An 18894-nucleotide genomic window follows, 5' to 3' on the forward strand; every position below is an offset into this window, starting at 1 on the left:
CGCTCAAGCAAAGTTCTTCTGACAAGACCCTCGAAGGGAGTCATTATACTCCGGCGAAGAGTATTTGTTTTTTGCGATCTGCATCCCTTTGACACAAAACGAAATCGTTCTCATGCAAAAAGCCCTGAGGGGAGGACGCAACTAAAAAATGCCCAAAATCATCTCGCCCTGCGACTAGCGCAACCAAAGTTTTCACCCTGTTTTGCTGTTTCATTGAGGGCTTTATGAAACGCAACGCCGCACCAATGCGTCTATCGTCTGTGTTATTGGGCCCTGATGCGTGAAAGAGATGCCCGTGATGCATTGATGCCTGCCCTGCACGCAATTCGGCAGCAACTGCATCTTTTTCGTTTACATCGACTGCGATTTCTTGCCCACGTGACAAGAGATTGTTTTCGCTGAAGGTGTCCACGTGAGGCACGATACGGCTTTTATGGCTGCCAGGAACAAACCTCATACACCCGCTTTGCTCAGTCGCTTCCGAAATTGCAACCCAACAGGTTACCTCTTCAGCATCATCCAAACCCCAATAGGTCAAGTCTTGATGCCACGAGACTATCTTCGATGATCGCGCTTCTTTTACGAAAAGTGCACCGCTCCAAACCATGAGGTCCGGCCCCAACACTGTTGAAGCAGCCTCAATCAGCTTCGGATGGCGAAGAAGTGCATCGAATGATGGTATCAGCCTGTCCGGATAAGAATATAGAAGCTTGAGTTTCTCTGGGTCGTCTCTGAGAATGCGCTCTGCTTTTTCAAAATCATCGCGCAGCGTTTGGACCTCGTAAGCTGTCAGGATATCCAGCGGAGCTACGAAACCGTCTCTTTCATAAGTCTTTGCAATATCACGCATTCGTCTATCCATCGTCATTTTCCGGAAACGTTAACTGCACTTTCATTGATTGGCTTCGATCAGACGCGACCTCAAAGGCAGTTACAGCCTCGCCAACTTCGAAGGAATGCGTCACCAACTGGTCGACGTTTATTAGTCCGCTTCGCATCATCTCGACCGCGACTGAGAACTCGGAATGGAAACGGAAAGACCCACGAAGCCCTATCTCTTTTGCAGTCAACGCCTGCATCGGCACAGTCATATCTCCACCCAGACCAAGCTGAACCAATGTTCCACCCGGTCGCAAGCATGCGACGCCAGAAGCCAGAGCCGATTGAGCCCCAGAACACTCCAGTTGGACATCAACCTGGCCCTTGTCGTTTTCAAACTGCTCCAGTTTTTGCGGATCGGCGTAGGTGTTGATGACATCGTCTGCCCCGCATTCACGCGCCAGAGCGAGGGTCTGGTCCGAGATATCCGTCGCCACTATTCTGGCCGCACCAGAACGACGTACCGCCAAGATCGTGAGGCAGCCAATCGGACCGCATCCCGTGATAAGTACCGTTTTGCCTAAGAGGTTCCCGGCTTGTTTAATCGCGTGCAAACAGACAGCCAGAGGTTCGGCCATAGCGGCCTGCGCAGGGCTCAACCCATCTGCCGGAACACATTGACTGGCTTTCGCCACGAGTTTGCTTTGAAAAGCGCCTTGGATATGCGGGAACGGCATCGCGCTGCCATAGAACTTCATATCAAGACAGTGGTTTTGCTGCCCGTTCAGACAATAAATGCAGGCCTGGCAAGGGCGGGATGGAGAAACTGCAACCAGTTGGCCTAAGTGCAGCCCCTGCACACTTGACCCGACTGTCACGATTTCTCCGGCGACTTCATGTCCTAGCACCATCGGCTGACGCAACTTGATCGCACCGAAACCACCGTGGTTATAATAATGCAGGTCAGAGCCGCAAATCCCACCCGCGCGCATGGCAATCAAGACTTCGTCTGGCCCCACGTCGTGTACGTCCCGGTTTTCCAACCTCAGATCTTTTGCGGCATGGATAACAACAGCAACATTGGCCGAAGACATTGCACAGACTCCCTATACATATTGCCAAAAGATACGGATAGTCGGTGCTGACAACCAAGGGGTATTTGCATGATGCTTGAAATGTTCAACCTAGAGGGAACACGCGCACTAGTAACAGGCTCTAGCCAAGGCATTGGATTTGCGTTGGCCCGTGGCTTGGCTGCCGCCGGTTCGCAAGTCGTTTTGAACGGGCGCGACACCGCGAAACTAGCGGCAGCAGCATCCGAGTTGAGCGAAACAGGCGCCTCGGTACGTGAACTTTCGTTCGATGCAACCGATCATGAAGGTGTCCGATCTGCCGTGGACAACTTTGAAGACAATGTCGGCCCCATAGACATCCTGATAAACAACGCCGGAATGCAACACAGGACGGAGCTACAGTATTTCCCCGCTGATGCCTTCGAGCACCTACTACAGACAAATGTAGCGTCCGTCTTTCATGTCGGTCAGGCTGTGGCACGGCACATGATTGAAAGAAAGTCAGGCAAGATCATTAACATTGCGTCGGTTCAATCCGCATTGGCAAGACCGGGTATTGCGCCTTACACGGCGACAAAAGGTGCCGTGACCAACCTTACAAAAGGAATGGCGACTGATTGGGCTAAGTATGGCCTAAACTGCAATGCCATTGCGCCTGGATATTTCGATACACCTTTGAACGCCGCATTGGTTGCTGACCCTGAGTTTAGTGCATGGCTCGAGAAACGCACCCCGGCCGGTCGCTGGGGCAATGTGGAAGAACTTGTCGGCGCCGCCATATTCCTTGCCTCCCCTGCATCCAGTTTCGTCAATGGACATACTCTCTACGTTGATGGCGGAATAACGGCGTCACTTTGATTTATGTCTTTCAACCGTCTGCTAGGTACGACTGACGCAGGCTTTGTTTAAAGCGCCGACGCCAAAGCAATCACCACAACAACCATCAATGAAGCCGCCATCGCAAAGTTGATCCTTTGATGTGATCTCTCACTTAAATCAAGGCTGCCTAGCTTTGCGCCAGCACCCAGCCAGATCATGTGCACTGGCACCCAAACCATATTGAATATTACGATTTTTATGACGACCTCCCAAACGGGCGCATCGGGCAAAAAGGCAAACCCTGAAAACAATGCAGTGCCGACCACGTAAGCCTTGGGATTAATGAACTGAAGTGTCAGCCCGTTCGCAAAACCAAGTGGCGAGACCGCGGGGGAAAACCCGACCTTTGAGCCAGCTCTTGCAATACGCCAGGCAAGAAATCCCAAATACCCAACAGAGGCAAATAGCAGCAAAGTTCTAAGTACCGGTATAGCCAAAGCTACTGCAGCGACTCCAGAGACAACAAACATCATGTTGATGAACCCGCCCAGCATCAAACCGGCCACAAAAGCTAGCCCAGCTCGAAAACCAAATGCTGATCCAATACCCGCAGTTGTCAAAACACCTGGGCCAGGCGTAATCAGCAGAAAGAAAACCGCAACGGCAAACTCAAACACTATTCAGATTGGCCTTCTACAGATCTCTGCATTCCGGCACAGCTGTGATCACCGATCCGTCCTTAAGGTGTTGCAGGAGATTGTCGACAGTTAGGTCACCCATAGCTGCACGTGTCTCAATAGTCGCGCTACCAGCGTGAGGGAGCAGAACGACATTGGACAACTCGCGCAATGCTTTTGGAACGCGCGGTTCGTCTTCAAAAACATCAAGCCCTGCCCACCCGAGCTCACCGTTTTGCAATGCATTGATTAGGGCAGTTTCGTCGACAACCGAACCTCGACTAACGTTTATAAGAGTGCCCCCAGCCCCCAACGCGCGCAACACCTCAGCGTTGACCAGCCTATTGGTCGTCGGGCCGCCGGGCGTGATGCATATGAGGACATCCACATGTTCTGCCATTTCAACCAAACTGTCGAAATATCGGTACGGGACATCCTTTTGATTGCGGGTATTATAAGAGATTTCGGGGGCCCACGGCTCCAACTTATCAACGATCGCCTGACCAATGCGACCAAGACCAAGAATGCCTATTCTTTGATTGTCCGCTGATCGTGTCAAAGGGGCATTACCTTCAACTTCCCACCGTCCGGACCGAACGTAATCGTCGTCACGTATGAGCTCTCGATAACATGACAGCAACAGCAGAACGGCGGTGGTTGCGACTTCTTTGTTCAAAACATTGGGCGTGTGCGTCACAACAATCCCGCGCTCAGCTGCTGCATTTGCGTCGACGGCGTCGTAGCCGACCCCATAGACACTGATCATCTTCAGATTACCGAGTGATGTCATCAGGTTATGCGGAACACCATCGTGCCCGTTCGTAACGATATGCGTAACATTTTCCGCGTTGAAATTGTCCAATTGATGAATGTCGAACGCTGCGGACAGGCGCTCTCGCATCCGTTCTGTGATCCCTCCGATTTGCAATAAGTCAGTCATCTTGACCGACCTTTTGCCGCTGAACACCAAGCCCATCGATGCGAAGCTCCATGACGTCGCCTTTTTTTAGGTAAACTGGTTTCGGTTTGATCCCCATTCCGACACCGGGCGGTGTTCCAGTTGAAATGACGTCACCGGGGTGCAATGTGAAAAGTTGACTTAGATGCTCAATGATCTCGGCAACCGAAAAAATCATCGTAGCAGTATTCCCGGTTTGCATGCGCTGACCGTTTACATCCAGTGACATACCAAGACTTTGAGGATCAGGCACTTCATCCCGGGTCACTAGCCACGGACCAGTAGGGCCAAATGTGTCGCACGACTTGCCCTTGGTCCATTGACCGGTCAGTTGAGTTTGAAAATGCCTTTCCGACACATCGTTTACGATGCAATAGCCCGCAACATGTTCGAGCGCATCGGCCTTGGAAACGTATTTGGCCGTCTTACCGATGACGACCCCCAGTTCGCATTCCCAATCGGTGCAGGTAGATCCGCGCGGCATGACAACATCGTCATATGCCCCTATGACCGCTGAGTTAGCCTTGAAAAAAAGTATCGGATGCTCGGGAATATCTGCGCCGGTTTCTGCAGCATGGTCCGAGTAGTTCAAACCGATGCAAAGAAATTTTCCGATTTCGCCGACACACGGTGCGATACGAGGATCACGCTCCACAATTGGCAGGTTGTTCGGATCCAACGAACGCAAATTATCTAGCGTTCCATCATCCAGCATATCCCCCGTAATATCGTTGATATGAGCTGACAGATCCCGCAATTGACCCTCAGAGTCGACCAACGCAGGCTTTTCCGAGCCCTCGGCTCCGTAACGAACAAGTTTCATTTCTGTTCCTTTTAGTGGTTATCGCGTGGCATGAAGCCTCGTGCGATATCGCGGTAGTTTTCTGCACCCTTGAGCGTCATACCACGATCCAACCGATCTACTTTTTCGCGGAATATCTCCTGCCACGGGGATTGGTTGGGCGGCATTGAATACCCACCCTTTGCCTCCAGATCGCGAGCGCGTTCATGCAGCTCTTCGAGCGAAACCAGCATATCCGCTGTGCCTTTGCCAAGATCGATGCGCAGTCGGTCACCATTTCTCACTAAGGCCAACCCACCACCCTCTGCAGCTTCGGGTGAGGCATTCAGGATAGACGGACTTCCTGATGTACCGGATTGCCGTCCATCACCGATGCAAGGAAGAGCTTCGATGCCCTGTTTCAACAAATATGCGGGCGGCCGCATGTTCACGACCTCTGCAGCACCCGGGTATCCTTTTGGTCCCGCTCCGCGCATAATCAGAATACAGTTTGCGTCGATGTTTTCTGCGGGATCATCGATCCGATGGTGAAAGTCCTCAGGCCCATCAAACACAATCGCCCTGCCCTCAAACGCATTTGGATCATCCGGGTTCGACAGGTAGGTCTCTCGAAATGCCTTTGAGATCACAGATGTCTTCATAATCGCACTCTCGAACAGGTTGCCCGAGAGATTGATGAACCCCGCCTGTTGCTTAACCGGGCTACTGACAGGCTTGATTACGTCGCTATTCTGAGACCGGCGCGTCGAGCAGTTATTGCCCATCGTCTTACCGTTCACCGTTATCGCATCGGGATGCGGCAGCAATCCAGCATCAAGAAGCTCACCGACAACGGCGGGTACACCTCCGGCCTGTTGGTAATCTTCGCCCAGATACTCACCCGCTGGCTGCATGTTAACCAACAGAGGAACGTCGTGGCCAAGTTTCTGCCAGTCATCGTTGGTCAACGGAACACCAAGGTGCCGAGCGATCGCATTCAGGTGGATCGGCGCGTTCGTCGATCCGCCAATCGCAGAGTTGATAACAATCGCATTCTCAAAAGCCTGACGTGTCATCACATCGCTGGGGCGTAGATCCTCCCAGACCATGTCCACAATGCGTTTACCCGTTTCATAACTGATTTGACCGCGCTCTCTATACGGGGCTGGAATGGCTGCTGATCCGGGCAATTGCATACCCAAGGCCTCAGCAAGCGAATTCATGGTCGTTGCTGTTCCCATCGTATTGCAATAGCCCACCGAAGGTGCTGCGGCGGCTGCGATTTCCATGAACTCATCGGTGTCGATTTCGTCAGCCGCAAGGTCTTCGCGCGCTTTCCATATAACCGTGCCCGATCCAGCGCGTTCACCTTTCCACCAACCGTTGAGCATGGGGCCGACCGACAGGGCGATCGCCGGGATGTTGACAGTCGCAGCGGCCATAAGAAGTGCGGGCGTGGTCTTGTCGCAACCAATGTTGAGAACAACGCCATCTATCGGATACCCAAATAGACTCTCAACCAAGGACAGATAAGCCAGGTTGCGGTCGAGTGAGGCCGTTGGCCGTTTACCGGTCTCTTGTATCGGATGGACCGGTATTTCGATGCACGTTCCCCCGGCGGCGATGATTCCATCGCGAACACGTTTGGACAATTCGATATGATGCCGATTACAGGGGCTCAAATCACTGCCGGTCTGGGCAATGCCAATGATCGGTTTGCCTGATTGCAGTTCCTCACGGGTCAAACCGTAATTCAGGTATCTTTCCAGATACAATGCAGTCATCTCAAGGTTCTCAGAATTCATGAACCACTTGCGAGATCGCAAATCGTTTTTTGATACTTTTGTCATTGGCCTGACCAACCCCCGTCAATTATGTGCGTGTGTCCTGTGGTGAATGCACTTTCATCGCTCGCCAGATAGACGACCAATGCCGCAATCTCTTCTGCTTTCGCTACACGCCCCATAGGCTGTCGCGCCACAAATTGTGCAAGGGCCTCTTCTCTGCTGCCCAGTTGCTCGCCCAACGCATCTACGCGGTCACGCCAACTGGGACTGTCGACTGTTCCCGGACAAATGCAATTGCACCGGATTCCTTTTGTTATGAAGTCCACGGCCACCGATTTCGTCAGCCCAACAACAGCGGCTTTTGTCGTTCCATATACAAAACGATTTGGCGCACCGATTGTGGAACCCAGTGCGGAAGACATATTGATTATCGAGCCTCCTCCGCGCTCTAGCATTCCCGGTAATACAGCCTTTGTCGTGCGCACCATTGAGCGCACATTAAGGTCCATGGCGAAATCCCACTCTTCATCGGTTGCATCCAGAATAGTTCCGTGATGCACAAACCCGGCGCAGTTGAACAAAACGTCTGGCTTCGCTCGCGCGACCCCATGATGAATACTGTCATTATTCGTCACATCCATCTCGAAAATTTCGAGATTTTCGAGATTGTGACCGCGAATCAAATTTAGGTTTTCAGGGTTAATATCCGTTGCATAGACTTTCGCACCCTCTCTTGCCATTGCAATTGCGCTTGCAAGTCCGATCCCTTGTGCGGCGGCTGTGACCAGGACGTGTTTTCCCTTAAGTCTTTCTGACATATGAATATTCCGACCTCAGAAGTGGCGACTGGACAAGTGTTACTTCGTCCCACAGATCAACAGAGAAGCAAAGAAACCTTGGCGGATTTGCAACGACTTCTGGCATGTGGGCACAGAGCCGTTAGCGTATGACAGAGATTTTGGTTTGGCCATAACCATGCGTGGCGCACCTTCGGAAGGACAGTAAATGATGGGCAAGCAGTTCAAAGTGGCTCTGTTGGGAACCGGCCTGATGGGAGCTCCTATGGCGCGAAATATTTTGCGCGCCGAGTTTCCGCTCACTGTATGGAACCGCAGCTTGAAAAAGGCAAAACCGTTGACAGCAGAAGGCGCGACATTGGTGGAAACTGCCCCGCTGGCGGTTTCGGGTGCAGACGCAATAATAACCATGCTCTCGGATGGATACGCGACCGGCGCGCTACTTGCTGACGAGGCTTTCCGCGAGCAACTCAAAACGGGGATGATCTGGATTGATATGTCGAGCGCCAAACCCGAACACGCAAGAGAGCAATCCGCGCAGCTTTCCTCGATGGGGGTGCGGCATCTGGACGCCCCGGTTTCCGGTGGCACCAAAGGTGCCGAAGCTGGCACCCTTGCGATCATGGTCGGTGGCGATCAGGACGTTATGGAGCGCGTGCGACCGGTTCTGACAGCAATAGGCCAGCCTGTGCATGTTGGCCCAAGTGGTTCTGGTCAATTGTGCAAATTGGCCAATCAAACAATTGTCGCTGTAACAATATCGGCAGTCGCCGAGGCGACTCTACTGGCTCAGCAAGGTGGTGCTGACCCCAGCGCGTTGAGGGCCGCACTGAAGGGGGGCTTTGCGGATAGTATTATCTTGCAACAACATGGCGAACGCATGTCTGATGGAAATTTTGCACCCGGAGGTTTGTCTAAGTTTCAATTAAAGGATTTGGACAACACGCTAGAAGAAGCGCGCAGCCTTGGCCTTGAGCTACCTAGCACCCGATCTGTGCGCGACCGTTTCGAATATCTGATAGACGAAATGGATGGGGCCGAGCTGGATCATTCGGCTTTGTATCTGGAACTCAAAAAACGGAATGGAATGCTGTGACGCGGATCCTTGTTATGGGCGGTGGAGGAATGCTGGGCCAGAAGCTGGCCCTACGCGTTTCGACCCAAGAAATTTTTGGAGCAGATGCTCAACTCTCACTGTTCGATCTCTCGTTCCCGCCAGACAGTGCGCCAGGCAATCAGATTGTGGGGAACTTGACTGCGGCAGGCATCGCCGAGTCGGTTGCAGCTAAACGCCCGGACGTCATATTCCATCTTGCAGCTATCGTTTCAGGCCAAGCTGAGACAAACTTTGCGTTGGGTTGGGATGTCAACCTTTTGGCGACCTGGGCACTGCTGAACGCACTCAGAGATGAACACGAGGCATCAGGAGGCGAGTACACACCTCGTCTGGTTTTCGCCTCGTCCATAGCAGTTTTCGGGGCGCCGTTCCCCGAAAAGATAAGTGATGAGTTCCTCTCGGCACCTTTGACCAGTTATGGAGCACAAAAAGCGGCGTCTGAATTGATGATCACGGATTTCAGCAGGAAAGGATATATCGATGGTGTTTCTTTGCGCTTACCCACTTTGTGTGTGCGCCCGGGCAAGGCCAACGCTGCCGCTTCCTCCTTCTTTTCAGGTATAATCCGAGAACCATTGAATGGGGATGAGGCGATCTTACCAGTTGCCGAAACTGTTCGCCACTGGCACGCCAGCCCTCGCGCCGCTGCGACTTTTTTGACCCATGCAGCAACTATGGACACGCAGCTTTTGAACGACAGACGCGCCTTGAACATGCCGGGCGTAAGTTGCACCGTCGCCGAACAAATCGAAGCGCTGCGCAATGTGGCCGGTCAAGATGCAGTGGGCTTAATTAGGCGAGAACCCGACGAGGCAATCGAAAGAATAGTCAAGAATTGGCCGCGCGACTTTCAAACAGATCGCGCCCTGGAGTTGGGGTTTAAGGCGGAATCAAGCTTCGACGAAATCATTCAGGTGTATTTGGAAGACGATTTTCGACTTTAGTCGCCCATCGTCTTTCCAGTTAGGTGGCGTTTCAGATGATCGTGAATTTTTTCTCGTGTTAACTGCTCATCCCCTGACAATGCTGCTTCAAGTATATCGGCATGGTGTCTTATGTTTTGAGAAATGAACTCAAAGTTCCGATCTGCCACCATCAACTGCTGTCTGAATTGCGCGTAAACTCGGCTATGCATTTGTTTTAAGGTTTCCGAGCCACAGGCAGAAATAAGCGTTTGGTGAAACTCCTTCTCCGAGGCAAACCATATCTCGATCAGGCCGCTCGGGTCGTCTGTGGAGTGTATGCGTTTTTCGATATGGCTAAGTTTGTGATGCGCGGCCGTCAATCTTGCTTCCCAATCCACTCCGCCATTGCGGATCGACATCGCAGTGCCTTCGGCCTCCAACAAAACACGGACGTGTGTCAGTTCGATAAGCTTCTGCGGCGAACGCATTGGCACACGGAAACCTTTTTGTTCCTGAAAGTCCACCAATCCAACAGCGGCTAAACGAAAAAGGACTTCCCGAACCGCACTCGCAGAACAGCCATACTCAATACGAAGTTCTTCGGCTCTCACCTTGGCTCCATGCTCGAATCCATTAGAGACTAGGCGCATTTTAAGATTTTGATAAATATCGATTTCTTCTTTCATCCCTGTGTGCGCCTTCAATTTTTGTCCAAGTAGCGTCGTAAGCAAATTTTCGAGTTTATGCAATAATCTCGAAATTTTTAGAAATTTCAAATTTTTCTTGTTGCATTCGATTCGTCGGCTTAACGTTTATCTGCGTGACAGCAGCGGAGGCGACAAGATCTCCCACTAAGCGCAATGCTCAACGTCTGGGAGGACACTATGAAAATAGTCAAGACAGCGGCCGTGGCGGCCGTAGCCACGACAATGGCAGCCGGTTTCGCGATGGCTGAAACAACGAAACTTAGAATTCAAACCCATTTTTCACCCGAAACTCTGTCTGGTCAGATGGCTGCAAAATACGTTGAAGACATTCAGGAGATGTCGAACGGCGAAATCGAAGTTGAAATGTTCTATTCCTCTTCGGTGGTCAAATCAGTTGAAACCTTCGATGCCGCAGCTACGGGAATTCTGGACTGCGACATGACGGGCGGCGGCTATCAGACGGGAAAAAATCCGGCCTTCCAGTTTGCGGGCGACCTGCTCGGCGGGTATCAGAACCCATATCAGCAAATGGCTTGGCTTCTTCATGGCGGCGGAAGAGAAGCTGTGAATGATCTATACAACGGCTATGACATGGAGTTCATCGGATGGTGGATTCCCGGGCCGGAGTCGCTTTCTTCGACCAAGCCGATTGCAAAAGTGGACGACTTCAAAGATTGGAAATTCCGCTCCCCTCCAGGCCTTGCGACCAAAGTGTTCGCGGAACTTGGTGCTTCTCCGATCGTTATGGACTTCAACGAAATCTTTACGGCTTTGGAAACCGGCATCATTGATGGCGCGGATGCCGCGAACCTGACTAACAACGTGGGACTGGGTCTTTACGAGATCGCAGGTCACACAAACTATCCCGGTTTTCACTCGATGCCTGCAGATCACCTAGCCTGTCGCAAAGACGTTTGGGAAGCGATGCCTGCGCACCACAAGAAGATCATGGAAGTCGCAATGGATAGCTTGGCATTGCACAATGCCACAATCAATGAAGTGCAGAACGCTCAGACTGCAAAAGACCTGAAAGCAAAAGGTGTTCAGTTGTACGAATGGTCGCCTGAAGACCTGGCAGCGTATCGCGCGGCCGTTCAGGTCGGTTGGACTGAGTTCGCGACGACCCCTGAGGCACAGGCGCTTTTGGAAAGCCACATCAACTTCCTGCGTGACCTGGGCGCAATGCAATAGTCAGACTTCGACCGAATTACGACGCACAGAGAGGCCGCATTAGCGGCCCCTCTGGATCGGCGTATGGATCCATAACTTCATGAAAATCAACAGAATAATAAGCCATGTACTGCAGTACGACATGCCGGAAGTTCTGGGCTACTCGCAACAGTATTATGACAAACGTACAACCCATCTGGTCGAGATTCGGACAGATGAAGGGGTAACCGGTTGGGGGGAGTGTTTTGGTCCCGGAAACGTAGCCATTGCCAACAAGTCCATCGTAGAAAAGGTAATCCAACCATTGGTTCTTGGCATGGACCCTTTGGACAAAGACGTGATCTGGCACAAGGTGTACAACCTTCTGCGAGACCATGGCCAAAGCGGAATGCCAATACAGGCTTTGTCCGGGGTAGACATCGCACTTTGGGACATCACCGGCAAAATCTCTGGCCTACCCCTTCATAAGCTTGTCGGCGGCGCGCATCGCACAAGCGTTCCTTGCTACGGCTACGGCATGATGCTTCGGGATGAACCGATTTCTAGTCTGGCCAGCCGTTTTGAGGAGGAAGCCGCGAAGATCAAGGAAATGGGATTTACCGCCACCAAAATGAAAACGGGCTTTGGCCCGAAGCCTGATGTGAAGTTGTGCGAAGCAGTTCGACGCGGAGTTGGTGACGACTTTCCTTTTATGGTCGATGCGAACCATGCCTATACGACTTCGGACGCATTTTTTGTCGGTCGGGCGCTGGAAGAGCTGGACGCATATTGGTTCGAAGAACCGGTCGCGCCAGAAGACATTGACGGGTACCGCGAACTGCGCACTTCGCTTAAAGTCAACATCTCGGGCGGAGAGGCGATATTCAATCGCTGGGCCTGGCGCAATCTTCTTGAAAATCGCGGCATTGATATAGCGCAGCCAGAAGTATGTGCTTTGGGCGGTGTTTCAGAGTATCTCAGGGTACTGGCCCTATGCCACGCACATTTCACTCCGGTCGTAAATCACGTCTGGGGCAGCGCCATCGCCGTCGCAACTAATCTACACCTACTGGCGGCCATGCCAGCAATTCCAGGCGGTTTGCATCCATGGGAGCCGATGCTGGAGTTCGACACAACGGACAACATGTTTCGGGACAATCTGCTGACCGTACCGCTGGAAATTCAAAATCAGGTCAAGGCCAATAATGGCCGTGTCATGATCCCGACTGGCCCCGGACTGGGTGTCGAGCCGGATCGAGACTTTATCGATCATTACAGGATCGAAGGATAGGGACGAGGGTTACGCGATGCACAAGAATTCAGGCGGACCAATTGAATGGCTCATACCGTTGGCCTTCGTCACGACTGCCAGTTGGCTTGTTTGGCATCTTCCAGCATTCCTGTTGGATTGGCTGCCTTACACCTCTGAATCCCTCAAAAGTCAGGTAACGGAAATATATCTGCGCAGCGACGTCACGCCTGAATTGCCTGGTGTGTTCGGGGGGGTTGTCGACATCATCGACGTGGCCGCGCTAGTACTTCTGCCGTTTCTTGCAGTGATTGGTACAAAGACCGTGCGCCCGGCGACGATGGAGTTCGAAGGCTCGACGGTTATGGATCGTTTCGCCCTGTTCATAGGCCGAGTTACGATGATGATGATAGCAATCATGACTGTCGTCATGCTCTACGAAGTCTTTATGCGCTATATCCTGGAGAAGCCGACCGAGTGGGCCAACGAAATGACTCTCTGGTTCGCCAGCTTTGTGTTTTTGATGTCTGGCTACTACGCCATGCAGCAACGCAGTCACATACGAATATTCCTGCTTTACGACGCAGTTCCACGTTGGCTTCAGCGAGTTTTTGACACAGTTTCAACAATACTGATCGTCCTGTTTGCCTTCTTTCTGGTTTACGGCAGCTACAAACAGGTGTTCGTCAACAAGCTCTATAAATGGGAGCTTTATGGCTCCGCCTTCAATCCTCCGATCCCGGCGACGTTGCAGCCGATGGTGCTGATCGTAATTTCGCTCGTCGCAATGCAAGCAATTTTGAACTTGGTCGCGGATTGGAACAAAGAGCCGGAAATCCACACAGATGAACCGGACGAAGACGAAATTGAAATGATCAAACGAGCAGTGGGACAAGACTGATGGATATTGGAACAATCTCACTCATCCTGATGGTCGCCCTGATCGTGCTTCTGGCGATCGGGATGCCTTTGGGACTGGCCTCGGCTTCCCTTGCGGTTCTGGTTCTTGTCCTGAAGTTCGAACCGACACTGCTTTTGAACCCATTTTCATTCGGCGACGGGGTTCTCACCGGTCGGCCAGGCACTGGGCCGCTCTATATCCTGGCGCAGAAGATATATGGGCTCTTAACGGACTACGTGCTCATATCAGTGCCATTGTTTATCTTCATGGCGTCGCTGCTAGAGCGGTCCGGGATCGCGCGTGACATGTATTCGTCGCTGAATGTCTGGCTTTCCAGAACACGCGGCGGCATCGCGATCGTGACCTCGATCATGGCGGTGATCATGGCAGCCATGTCCGGCATAATCGGTGGTGAGGTTGTCCTGCTGGGACTTATCGCCCTGCCCCAGATGCTGCGCCTAGGGTACGATCAAAATCTCGCGATCGGCGTCATCTGCGCCTCGGGGTCGCTGGGCACCATGATCCCTCCCTCCATCGTTCTGATCATCTATGGGCTGATCACCGAAACCTCGATCAAGTCGCTGTTCACCGCGTCTTTCATTCCTGGCTTCATGCTGGCCTCGATGATCATCCTGTACATCATCATCCGCACGCAGTTGAATCCTCATCACGCTCCGCTGCCGGAACCGGATCCAAACGACCCCGAACCGGCCGAAAAACGCAAACTGTTTGGGGCCTTCATGAGCATCGTCGTCGCCGGGTTTTCCACCGTTCTGTTTATCCGGGCCGCGTTTTTCGAGCTCTCAGGCTCGAACGCTGCCAGCCAGGGCGAGCCCGCGAGGCTGGGAACGGCTGACTACCTGCCCTGGTTTGCCGGCATCACGATCGTTGCCCTTCTGCTGATCTTCTTCGTCTTTGGCAGAGAGCGCGCTAAAATCGGGTGGGAAATGGGCAAAGGCCTCGTCGCTCCGCTGGTCGTCATCGGCGTCGTGCTCGGCTCGATCTATGGCGGGATCACAGGCATCACCGAGGCTGCGGGCATGGGCGCCTTCGCCGTTCTCATTATCGCCATCCTGCGGGGCGAAGGATCGTTCGAGCTGGTTTGGGACAGCTTGATGCGAACCCTAAAATCCACAGGCACCATCATCTGGGTTACGATCGGGGCCGCCGCGCTGGCGGGTGCCTACACCATTGCTGGCGGGCCCCAATACGTGGCCGACCTAATCGTCGGCCAGGAGCTGCCAACCATGCTGGTCATTCTGGTGATGATGCTGATCTTGCTGTTCATGGGCGCATTCATGGATTGGGTCGGAATCGTGCTGTTGATTATTCCGGTCTTTCTGCCGATCGTCCTGCGCCTTCCTATCGAAGAAATCGGAGTCTTTGGCCAGTTGGAGCCGAGTCATGTCGCCATCTGGTTCGGCGTCGTGTTCTGTATGAACATGCAGGTCAGCTTCCTCTCGCCCCCTTTTGGCCCGGCCGCGTTCTACCTCAAGTCGGTGGCCCCGCCACATATCAGTCTGACGGATATCTTCCGCGGCTTCCTGCCATTCATCGGGATCCAGTTGCTGGCGCTTTCCGTTCTTCTGATTTGGCCGGGCATCATCGCGCTGCTGTTGTGAGGTCGCACCCATGCTGACACAAGATCAGATTGGCAAGTTCCAGACGGACGGATACCTCGTGGTCGAGGATGTTATCCCTGCCGATGTCCTTGATCGGGTACAGATCGAATACTCGGATGTCCTGAGCCGGCTCTATGACGGTTGGTACGAAAGAGGGCTGGTCAAGGACGAACCGTCTGGAATGACCTTCTGGGACATACTTCTGTCCGCCTATCAGGCCGGTTGCGACTATTTCCAGCCGCTGGACATCTCGTTGCCCGGCGATCGGATCATGGCGGACACACCTTTCCATATCGGGCCTGCAGTGTTCGACTTGCTAACGGCCCGGCCCATGCTTGACATTGTCGAGCAGTTGATCGGGCCAGAGTTGGTGAGCAATCCAATCCAGCACGTCCGGCTGAAGCCCCCCGTTCTCAAGCTGTCCAAGGATGAGGTGCGCGCGCATATCACAGCGACGGACTGGCATCAGGACCGGGCGGTTGCGTTGGAGGATGCGGATCAGACCGACATGGTCACGGTGTGGATTGCCGTCAACGATGCAACGGTCGAAAACGGCTGCCTGCAAGTGCTGCCAAAGGCACAGGACCAATCCATCCTGCCGCATTGTGCGCGGACGCAGACTGGTATTGCCGACGGATTCATTGACGAAGGCCGGGCTGTGCCCCTTCCTGTCAAGGCGGGCGGGATCATCCTGTTTCACCCTCTGACGCCACATGCTTCGCTGGTCAATGAAACGGACCGGTTCCGCTGGTCGTTCGACATCCGCTTCAGTGCGGCAGGCCAGCCCACCGGTCGAGGCCATTTCCCCAGCTTCATCGCGAGGTCCAGATCGCGCCCCGAAACCGAACTGCGAGATTGGCGTGTCTGCAAATCTAATTGGGAAGCGGCGCGAGCAAGGCTGTCCGGACAACCGCACATAGATATTCACCGGTGGACATCGGACTCACCGTTCTGCGCCTAGCTGCTGCCGCCAGGAAAGCTGATTATGACTTTTGTACGTTTAGATCGAACGGATAGCGTGGTTGTTGCAACTCGGTACCTGGAGGCCGGCAGTATGGTGGAGGATGTCATGACCAATACGCGCATCCCTTCGGGACACAAGGTCGCCACGCGGAATCTTGCACCCGGCGATCCTGTCAGAAAATACGCCCAGATTATCGGTTACGCCAACCAACCGATCGACCCTGGCGACCATGTGCACACCCACAATATCGAGTTCCGCAACACCAGTGTGGACTACGAGTTTGCAACGGATCACAGGCCCATGAAACCCGCCACCTCGGTCGATACGTTCATGGGCTACCACCGGGACAGTGGTCGGGTCGGCACGCGCAATTACATCGCGGTTCTGACCACAGTTAATTGTTCGGCGACTGCGGCCCGTATGATTTCCAACCACTTCACGCCGGACAAGCTGGCCGAGTTTCCGAACGTCGACGGCGTGGCGGCCTTTGTCCACGGAACGGGCTGCGGAATGGCCGATTCCGGCGACGGTTTCGAAGCACTTCAACGGGTCATGTGGGGATTTGCGAAACATCCCAACCACGCTGCCGTTCTAATGGTCGGTCTGGGCTGCGAGATGAACCAGATCGACTGGCTGCTGGACGCGTATGGTCTGAAGCAAAGTCCCACCTTCCAGACGATGAACATCCAGAACGTCGCCGGATTGCGCCGCACCGTCGAAATGGGCATCAGTAAGATCAACCAAATGCTGCCCATTGCCAATGAGGCGGGACGCAGTGAAGCCTCGGCGTCCGAACTTATGGTTGCGCTGCAATGCGGTGGATCGGACGCCTGGTCAGGTGTGACCGCCAACCCGGCGCTCGGGCATGCCTGCGACCTGTTGGTTGCCCAAGGCGGCACAGGGGTCCTTGCGGAAACGCCCGAAATCTACGGAGCCGAACATCTTTTGACCCGCCGCGCCCTTAGTCGCGCAACTGGGGAAAAACTGATCGGACTGATCGATTGGTGGCAGGACTATACCGCCCGCAATCACAGTTCGATGGACAACAACCCAAGCCCCGGCAACAAGCAAGGCGGTCTGACGACCATCCTTGAGAAGTCGTTGGGGGCAGCGGCGAAGGGCGGAACCACGCCTTTGACCGGTGTATTCAAATACGCCGAACCCATCACCGCCAAAGGCTTCACTTTCATGGATAGCCCCGGTTATGACCCGGCCTCGGTGACCGGGCAGATCGCGGCCGGCTGCAACCTAGTGTGCTTCACCACGGGGCGCGGTTCTGCCTTTGGGTCCAAACCGGCGCCTACGCTGAAAATCGCTACAAACTCTGAGTTGGCAGCGCGCATGCCAGAAGACATGGACGTGGATGCTGGCGACATTCTGACCAAAGGTGCCAGCGTCGAAGAGAAAGGACAGGAAATATACCGACGGCTGCTCCAAGTCGCCTCGGGCGCGCGAACCAAGTCCGAGGCGCAGGGCCTGGGCGACTACGAATTCGTTCCCTGGCAAATCGGAGCGGTGATGTGAAACGGATCCTTGTAGCCGGCGGTGGATTGATCGGTATCCGCCACGTGCGCGCCGTGATCGAGCACCCCGGCTGCGTGTTGGTCGGGTTGGCCGATCCAGATGGCTCGATCCAGATCGACGCGCCGCGTTTTGCCAGTATGGACGAGGTGAAGGGCCCGGTGGATGGCGTCATCATCGCGACGCCGACCCGCCTGCATGCCGAACATGGCATTCTGGCCGCATCCCGCGGTTGGCACATGCTGATCGAAAAGCCGGTTGCCGCATCGGTCGATGATGCCCAGCGCCTTAGGGCGGCCGTTCGCAAGGCCGATGTCCGCAGCCTTGTAGGCCACCATCGGCGGTATCACACAACCTTGCAGCACCTGAAAGAAGTGATCAAGCAAGGTACGATCGGACAAGTCATCAACGTCTCGTTGCTGTGGGCCATGCGTAAACCCGAGAGCTATTTTGAACAGAACTGGCGGACTTCCGATGGCAGTCCAGTCATGATCAATCTGGTGCATGATATCGATGTCTTGCGCTTTGTGATCGGGGAAATCTCGGATGTCGTCGCCCTGCCTGGCGCGTCGATCCGCGGATCGGATCGGATAGAAAGCGGGGCTGTTGCGGTTGCGTTCGAAAACGGCGCGACGGGCACTATCAGTTTTGCCGACACCGCACCCAGCCCTTGGGGGTTTGAAGCCGGAACCGGTGAAAACCCGAACATCGGCACGACCCATCAGGACATGATGTGGATCACGGGAACCAGCGGCGCTGTGAGTTTTCCCTCCATGACTCTGTGGCGTGGAAAGGATTGGGGCACTGCGGCCCAAAAAAACCAACTTACACGACCGGAACAACAACGCGCACCGCTTGAAGCGCAACTGGATCACTTCCTTGACGTGATCAACGGCGTCCCTCCACTAATCGATGTCGAGGATGCAGCCCGGACGCTCGAGGTCACATCATGGATCGAACAGGGGCTGACGGCGCGAACAGCTCGAGCGCGGGCGCCGGCCTGATTGACATGCGGCCCGGCAAAATACCGGACCACCCAAAGACCAAT

The 18894-nt window shown here is 53.9% G+C and carries 18 protein-coding genes; 10 read left to right on the forward strand and 8 right to left on the reverse strand.

Going from position 1 to position 18894, the window contains the following annotated elements; all coding sequences use genetic code 11:
* Positions 1-43: 43 nt before the first annotated feature.
* The gene (locus tag AC2FI9_RS18700) at positions 44-850 is read right to left on the reverse strand and encodes a phytanoyl-CoA dioxygenase family protein (protein WP_496769742.1); all 807 of its coding nucleotides are present in this window, start codon (positions 848-850) and stop codon (positions 44-46) included.
* Positions 851-854: 4 nt separating this feature from the next.
* Positions 855-1913 (reverse strand): L-idonate 5-dehydrogenase, encoded by a 1059-nt coding sequence (locus AC2FI9_RS18705; RefSeq protein ID WP_496769744.1) that lies wholly within the window; start codon positions 1911-1913, stop codon positions 855-857.
* 69 nt (positions 1914-1982) lie between these two features.
* Here AC2FI9_RS18705 and AC2FI9_RS18710 point away from each other — a divergent pair, with 69 nt between their 5' ends.
* Positions 1983-2750, forward strand: coding sequence for an SDR family oxidoreductase (locus AC2FI9_RS18710; protein WP_496769746.1), 768 nt, complete (start codon positions 1983-1985; stop codon positions 2748-2750).
* Between the two features lie 47 nt (positions 2751-2797).
* Here the strand turns inward: AC2FI9_RS18710 and AC2FI9_RS18715 are convergent, their stop codons facing one another.
* The 5 genes from AC2FI9_RS18715 to AC2FI9_RS18735 are packed head-to-tail and all read right to left on the reverse strand — an operon-like array spanning position 2798 to position 7732.
* Complete coding sequence (locus AC2FI9_RS18715; protein WP_496769748.1) at positions 2798-3388, reverse strand: LysE family translocator; 591 nt, start codon at positions 3386-3388, stop codon at positions 2798-2800.
* A 16-nt stretch (positions 3389-3404) separates the two neighbouring features.
* Positions 3405-4328, reverse strand: a complete 924-nt coding sequence (locus tag AC2FI9_RS18720) for a 2-hydroxyacid dehydrogenase (RefSeq protein ID WP_496769749.1) — start codon at positions 4326-4328, stop codon at positions 3405-3407.
* Positions 4321-5169: a fumarylacetoacetate hydrolase family protein gene (locus AC2FI9_RS18725; protein WP_496769752.1), complete on the reverse strand. Its 849-nt coding sequence runs from the start codon at positions 5167-5169 to the stop codon at positions 4321-4323. The genes AC2FI9_RS18720 and AC2FI9_RS18725 overlap by 8 nt, the downstream gene beginning before the upstream one ends.
* Before the next feature lie 11 nt (positions 5170-5180).
* Complete coding sequence (locus tag AC2FI9_RS18730) at positions 5181-6977, reverse strand: IlvD/Edd family dehydratase (RefSeq protein ID WP_496769754.1); 1797 nt, start codon at positions 6975-6977, stop codon at positions 5181-5183.
* On the reverse strand, positions 6974-7732 hold the full coding sequence (locus AC2FI9_RS18735; RefSeq protein ID WP_496769756.1) for an SDR family oxidoreductase: 759 nt from the start codon (positions 7730-7732) through the stop codon (positions 6974-6976). The genes AC2FI9_RS18730 and AC2FI9_RS18735 overlap by 4 nt, the downstream gene beginning before the upstream one ends.
* Positions 7733-7922: 190 nt before the next feature.
* Between AC2FI9_RS18735 and AC2FI9_RS18740 the strand changes: the two genes are divergently transcribed.
* Both AC2FI9_RS18740 and denD read left to right on the forward strand, forming a co-directional pair.
* Positions 7923-8807: an NAD(P)-dependent oxidoreductase gene (locus tag AC2FI9_RS18740; protein ID WP_496769758.1), complete on the forward strand. Its 885-nt coding sequence runs from the start codon at positions 7923-7925 to the stop codon at positions 8805-8807.
* Positions 8804-9772, forward strand: a complete 969-nt coding sequence (gene denD, locus AC2FI9_RS18745; RefSeq protein ID WP_496769760.1) for a D-erythronate dehydrogenase — start codon at positions 8804-8806, stop codon at positions 9770-9772. The genes AC2FI9_RS18740 and denD overlap by 4 nt, the downstream gene beginning before the upstream one ends.
* Here denD and AC2FI9_RS18750 read toward each other — a convergent pair.
* Positions 9769-10509: a GntR family transcriptional regulator gene (locus AC2FI9_RS18750; RefSeq protein WP_496769761.1), complete on the reverse strand. Its 741-nt coding sequence runs from the start codon at positions 10507-10509 to the stop codon at positions 9769-9771. The genes denD and AC2FI9_RS18750 overlap by 4 nt on opposite strands.
* A gap of 108 nt (positions 10510-10617) precedes the next feature.
* On the opposite strand from AC2FI9_RS18750, the gene AC2FI9_RS18755 reads away from it, so the two are divergent.
* From AC2FI9_RS18755 to AC2FI9_RS18785, 7 genes are all read left to right on the forward strand, one after another.
* Positions 10618-11631 carry a TRAP transporter substrate-binding protein gene (locus tag AC2FI9_RS18755; protein ID WP_496769763.1) on the forward strand — a complete coding sequence of 338 codons (1014 nt, stop codon included), beginning with the start codon at positions 10618-10620 and terminating at the stop codon, positions 11629-11631.
* Between the two features lie 79 nt (positions 11632-11710).
* Positions 11711-12880, forward strand: coding sequence for a mandelate racemase/muconate lactonizing enzyme family protein (locus AC2FI9_RS18760; protein WP_496769764.1), 1170 nt, complete (start codon positions 11711-11713; stop codon positions 12878-12880).
* Positions 12881-12896: 16 nt separating this feature from the next.
* Positions 12897-13739 (forward strand): TRAP transporter small permease subunit, encoded by an 843-nt coding sequence (locus tag AC2FI9_RS18765; protein WP_496769766.1) that lies wholly within the window; start codon positions 12897-12899, stop codon positions 13737-13739.
* Positions 13739-15361 (forward strand): TRAP transporter large permease, encoded by a 1623-nt coding sequence (locus AC2FI9_RS18770; RefSeq protein WP_142634770.1) that lies wholly within the window; start codon positions 13739-13741, stop codon positions 15359-15361. The genes AC2FI9_RS18765 and AC2FI9_RS18770 overlap by 1 nt, the downstream gene beginning before the upstream one ends.
* A 10-nt stretch (positions 15362-15371) precedes the next feature.
* Positions 15372-16322, forward strand: coding sequence for a phytanoyl-CoA dioxygenase family protein (locus AC2FI9_RS18775; protein ID WP_496769768.1), 951 nt, complete (start codon positions 15372-15374; stop codon positions 16320-16322).
* A 24-nt stretch (positions 16323-16346) separates the two neighbouring features.
* Positions 16347-17849, forward strand: a complete 1503-nt coding sequence (locus AC2FI9_RS18780) for a UxaA family hydrolase (RefSeq protein ID WP_496769769.1) — start codon at positions 16347-16349, stop codon at positions 17847-17849.
* On the forward strand, positions 17846-18850 hold the full coding sequence (locus tag AC2FI9_RS18785) for a Gfo/Idh/MocA family protein (protein ID WP_496769771.1): 1005 nt from the start codon (positions 17846-17848) through the stop codon (positions 18848-18850). The genes AC2FI9_RS18780 and AC2FI9_RS18785 overlap by 4 nt, the downstream gene beginning before the upstream one ends.
* Positions 18851-18894: the final 44 nt, after the last annotated feature.

This window comes from Ruegeria sp. CDSA246, assembly GCF_059611225.1.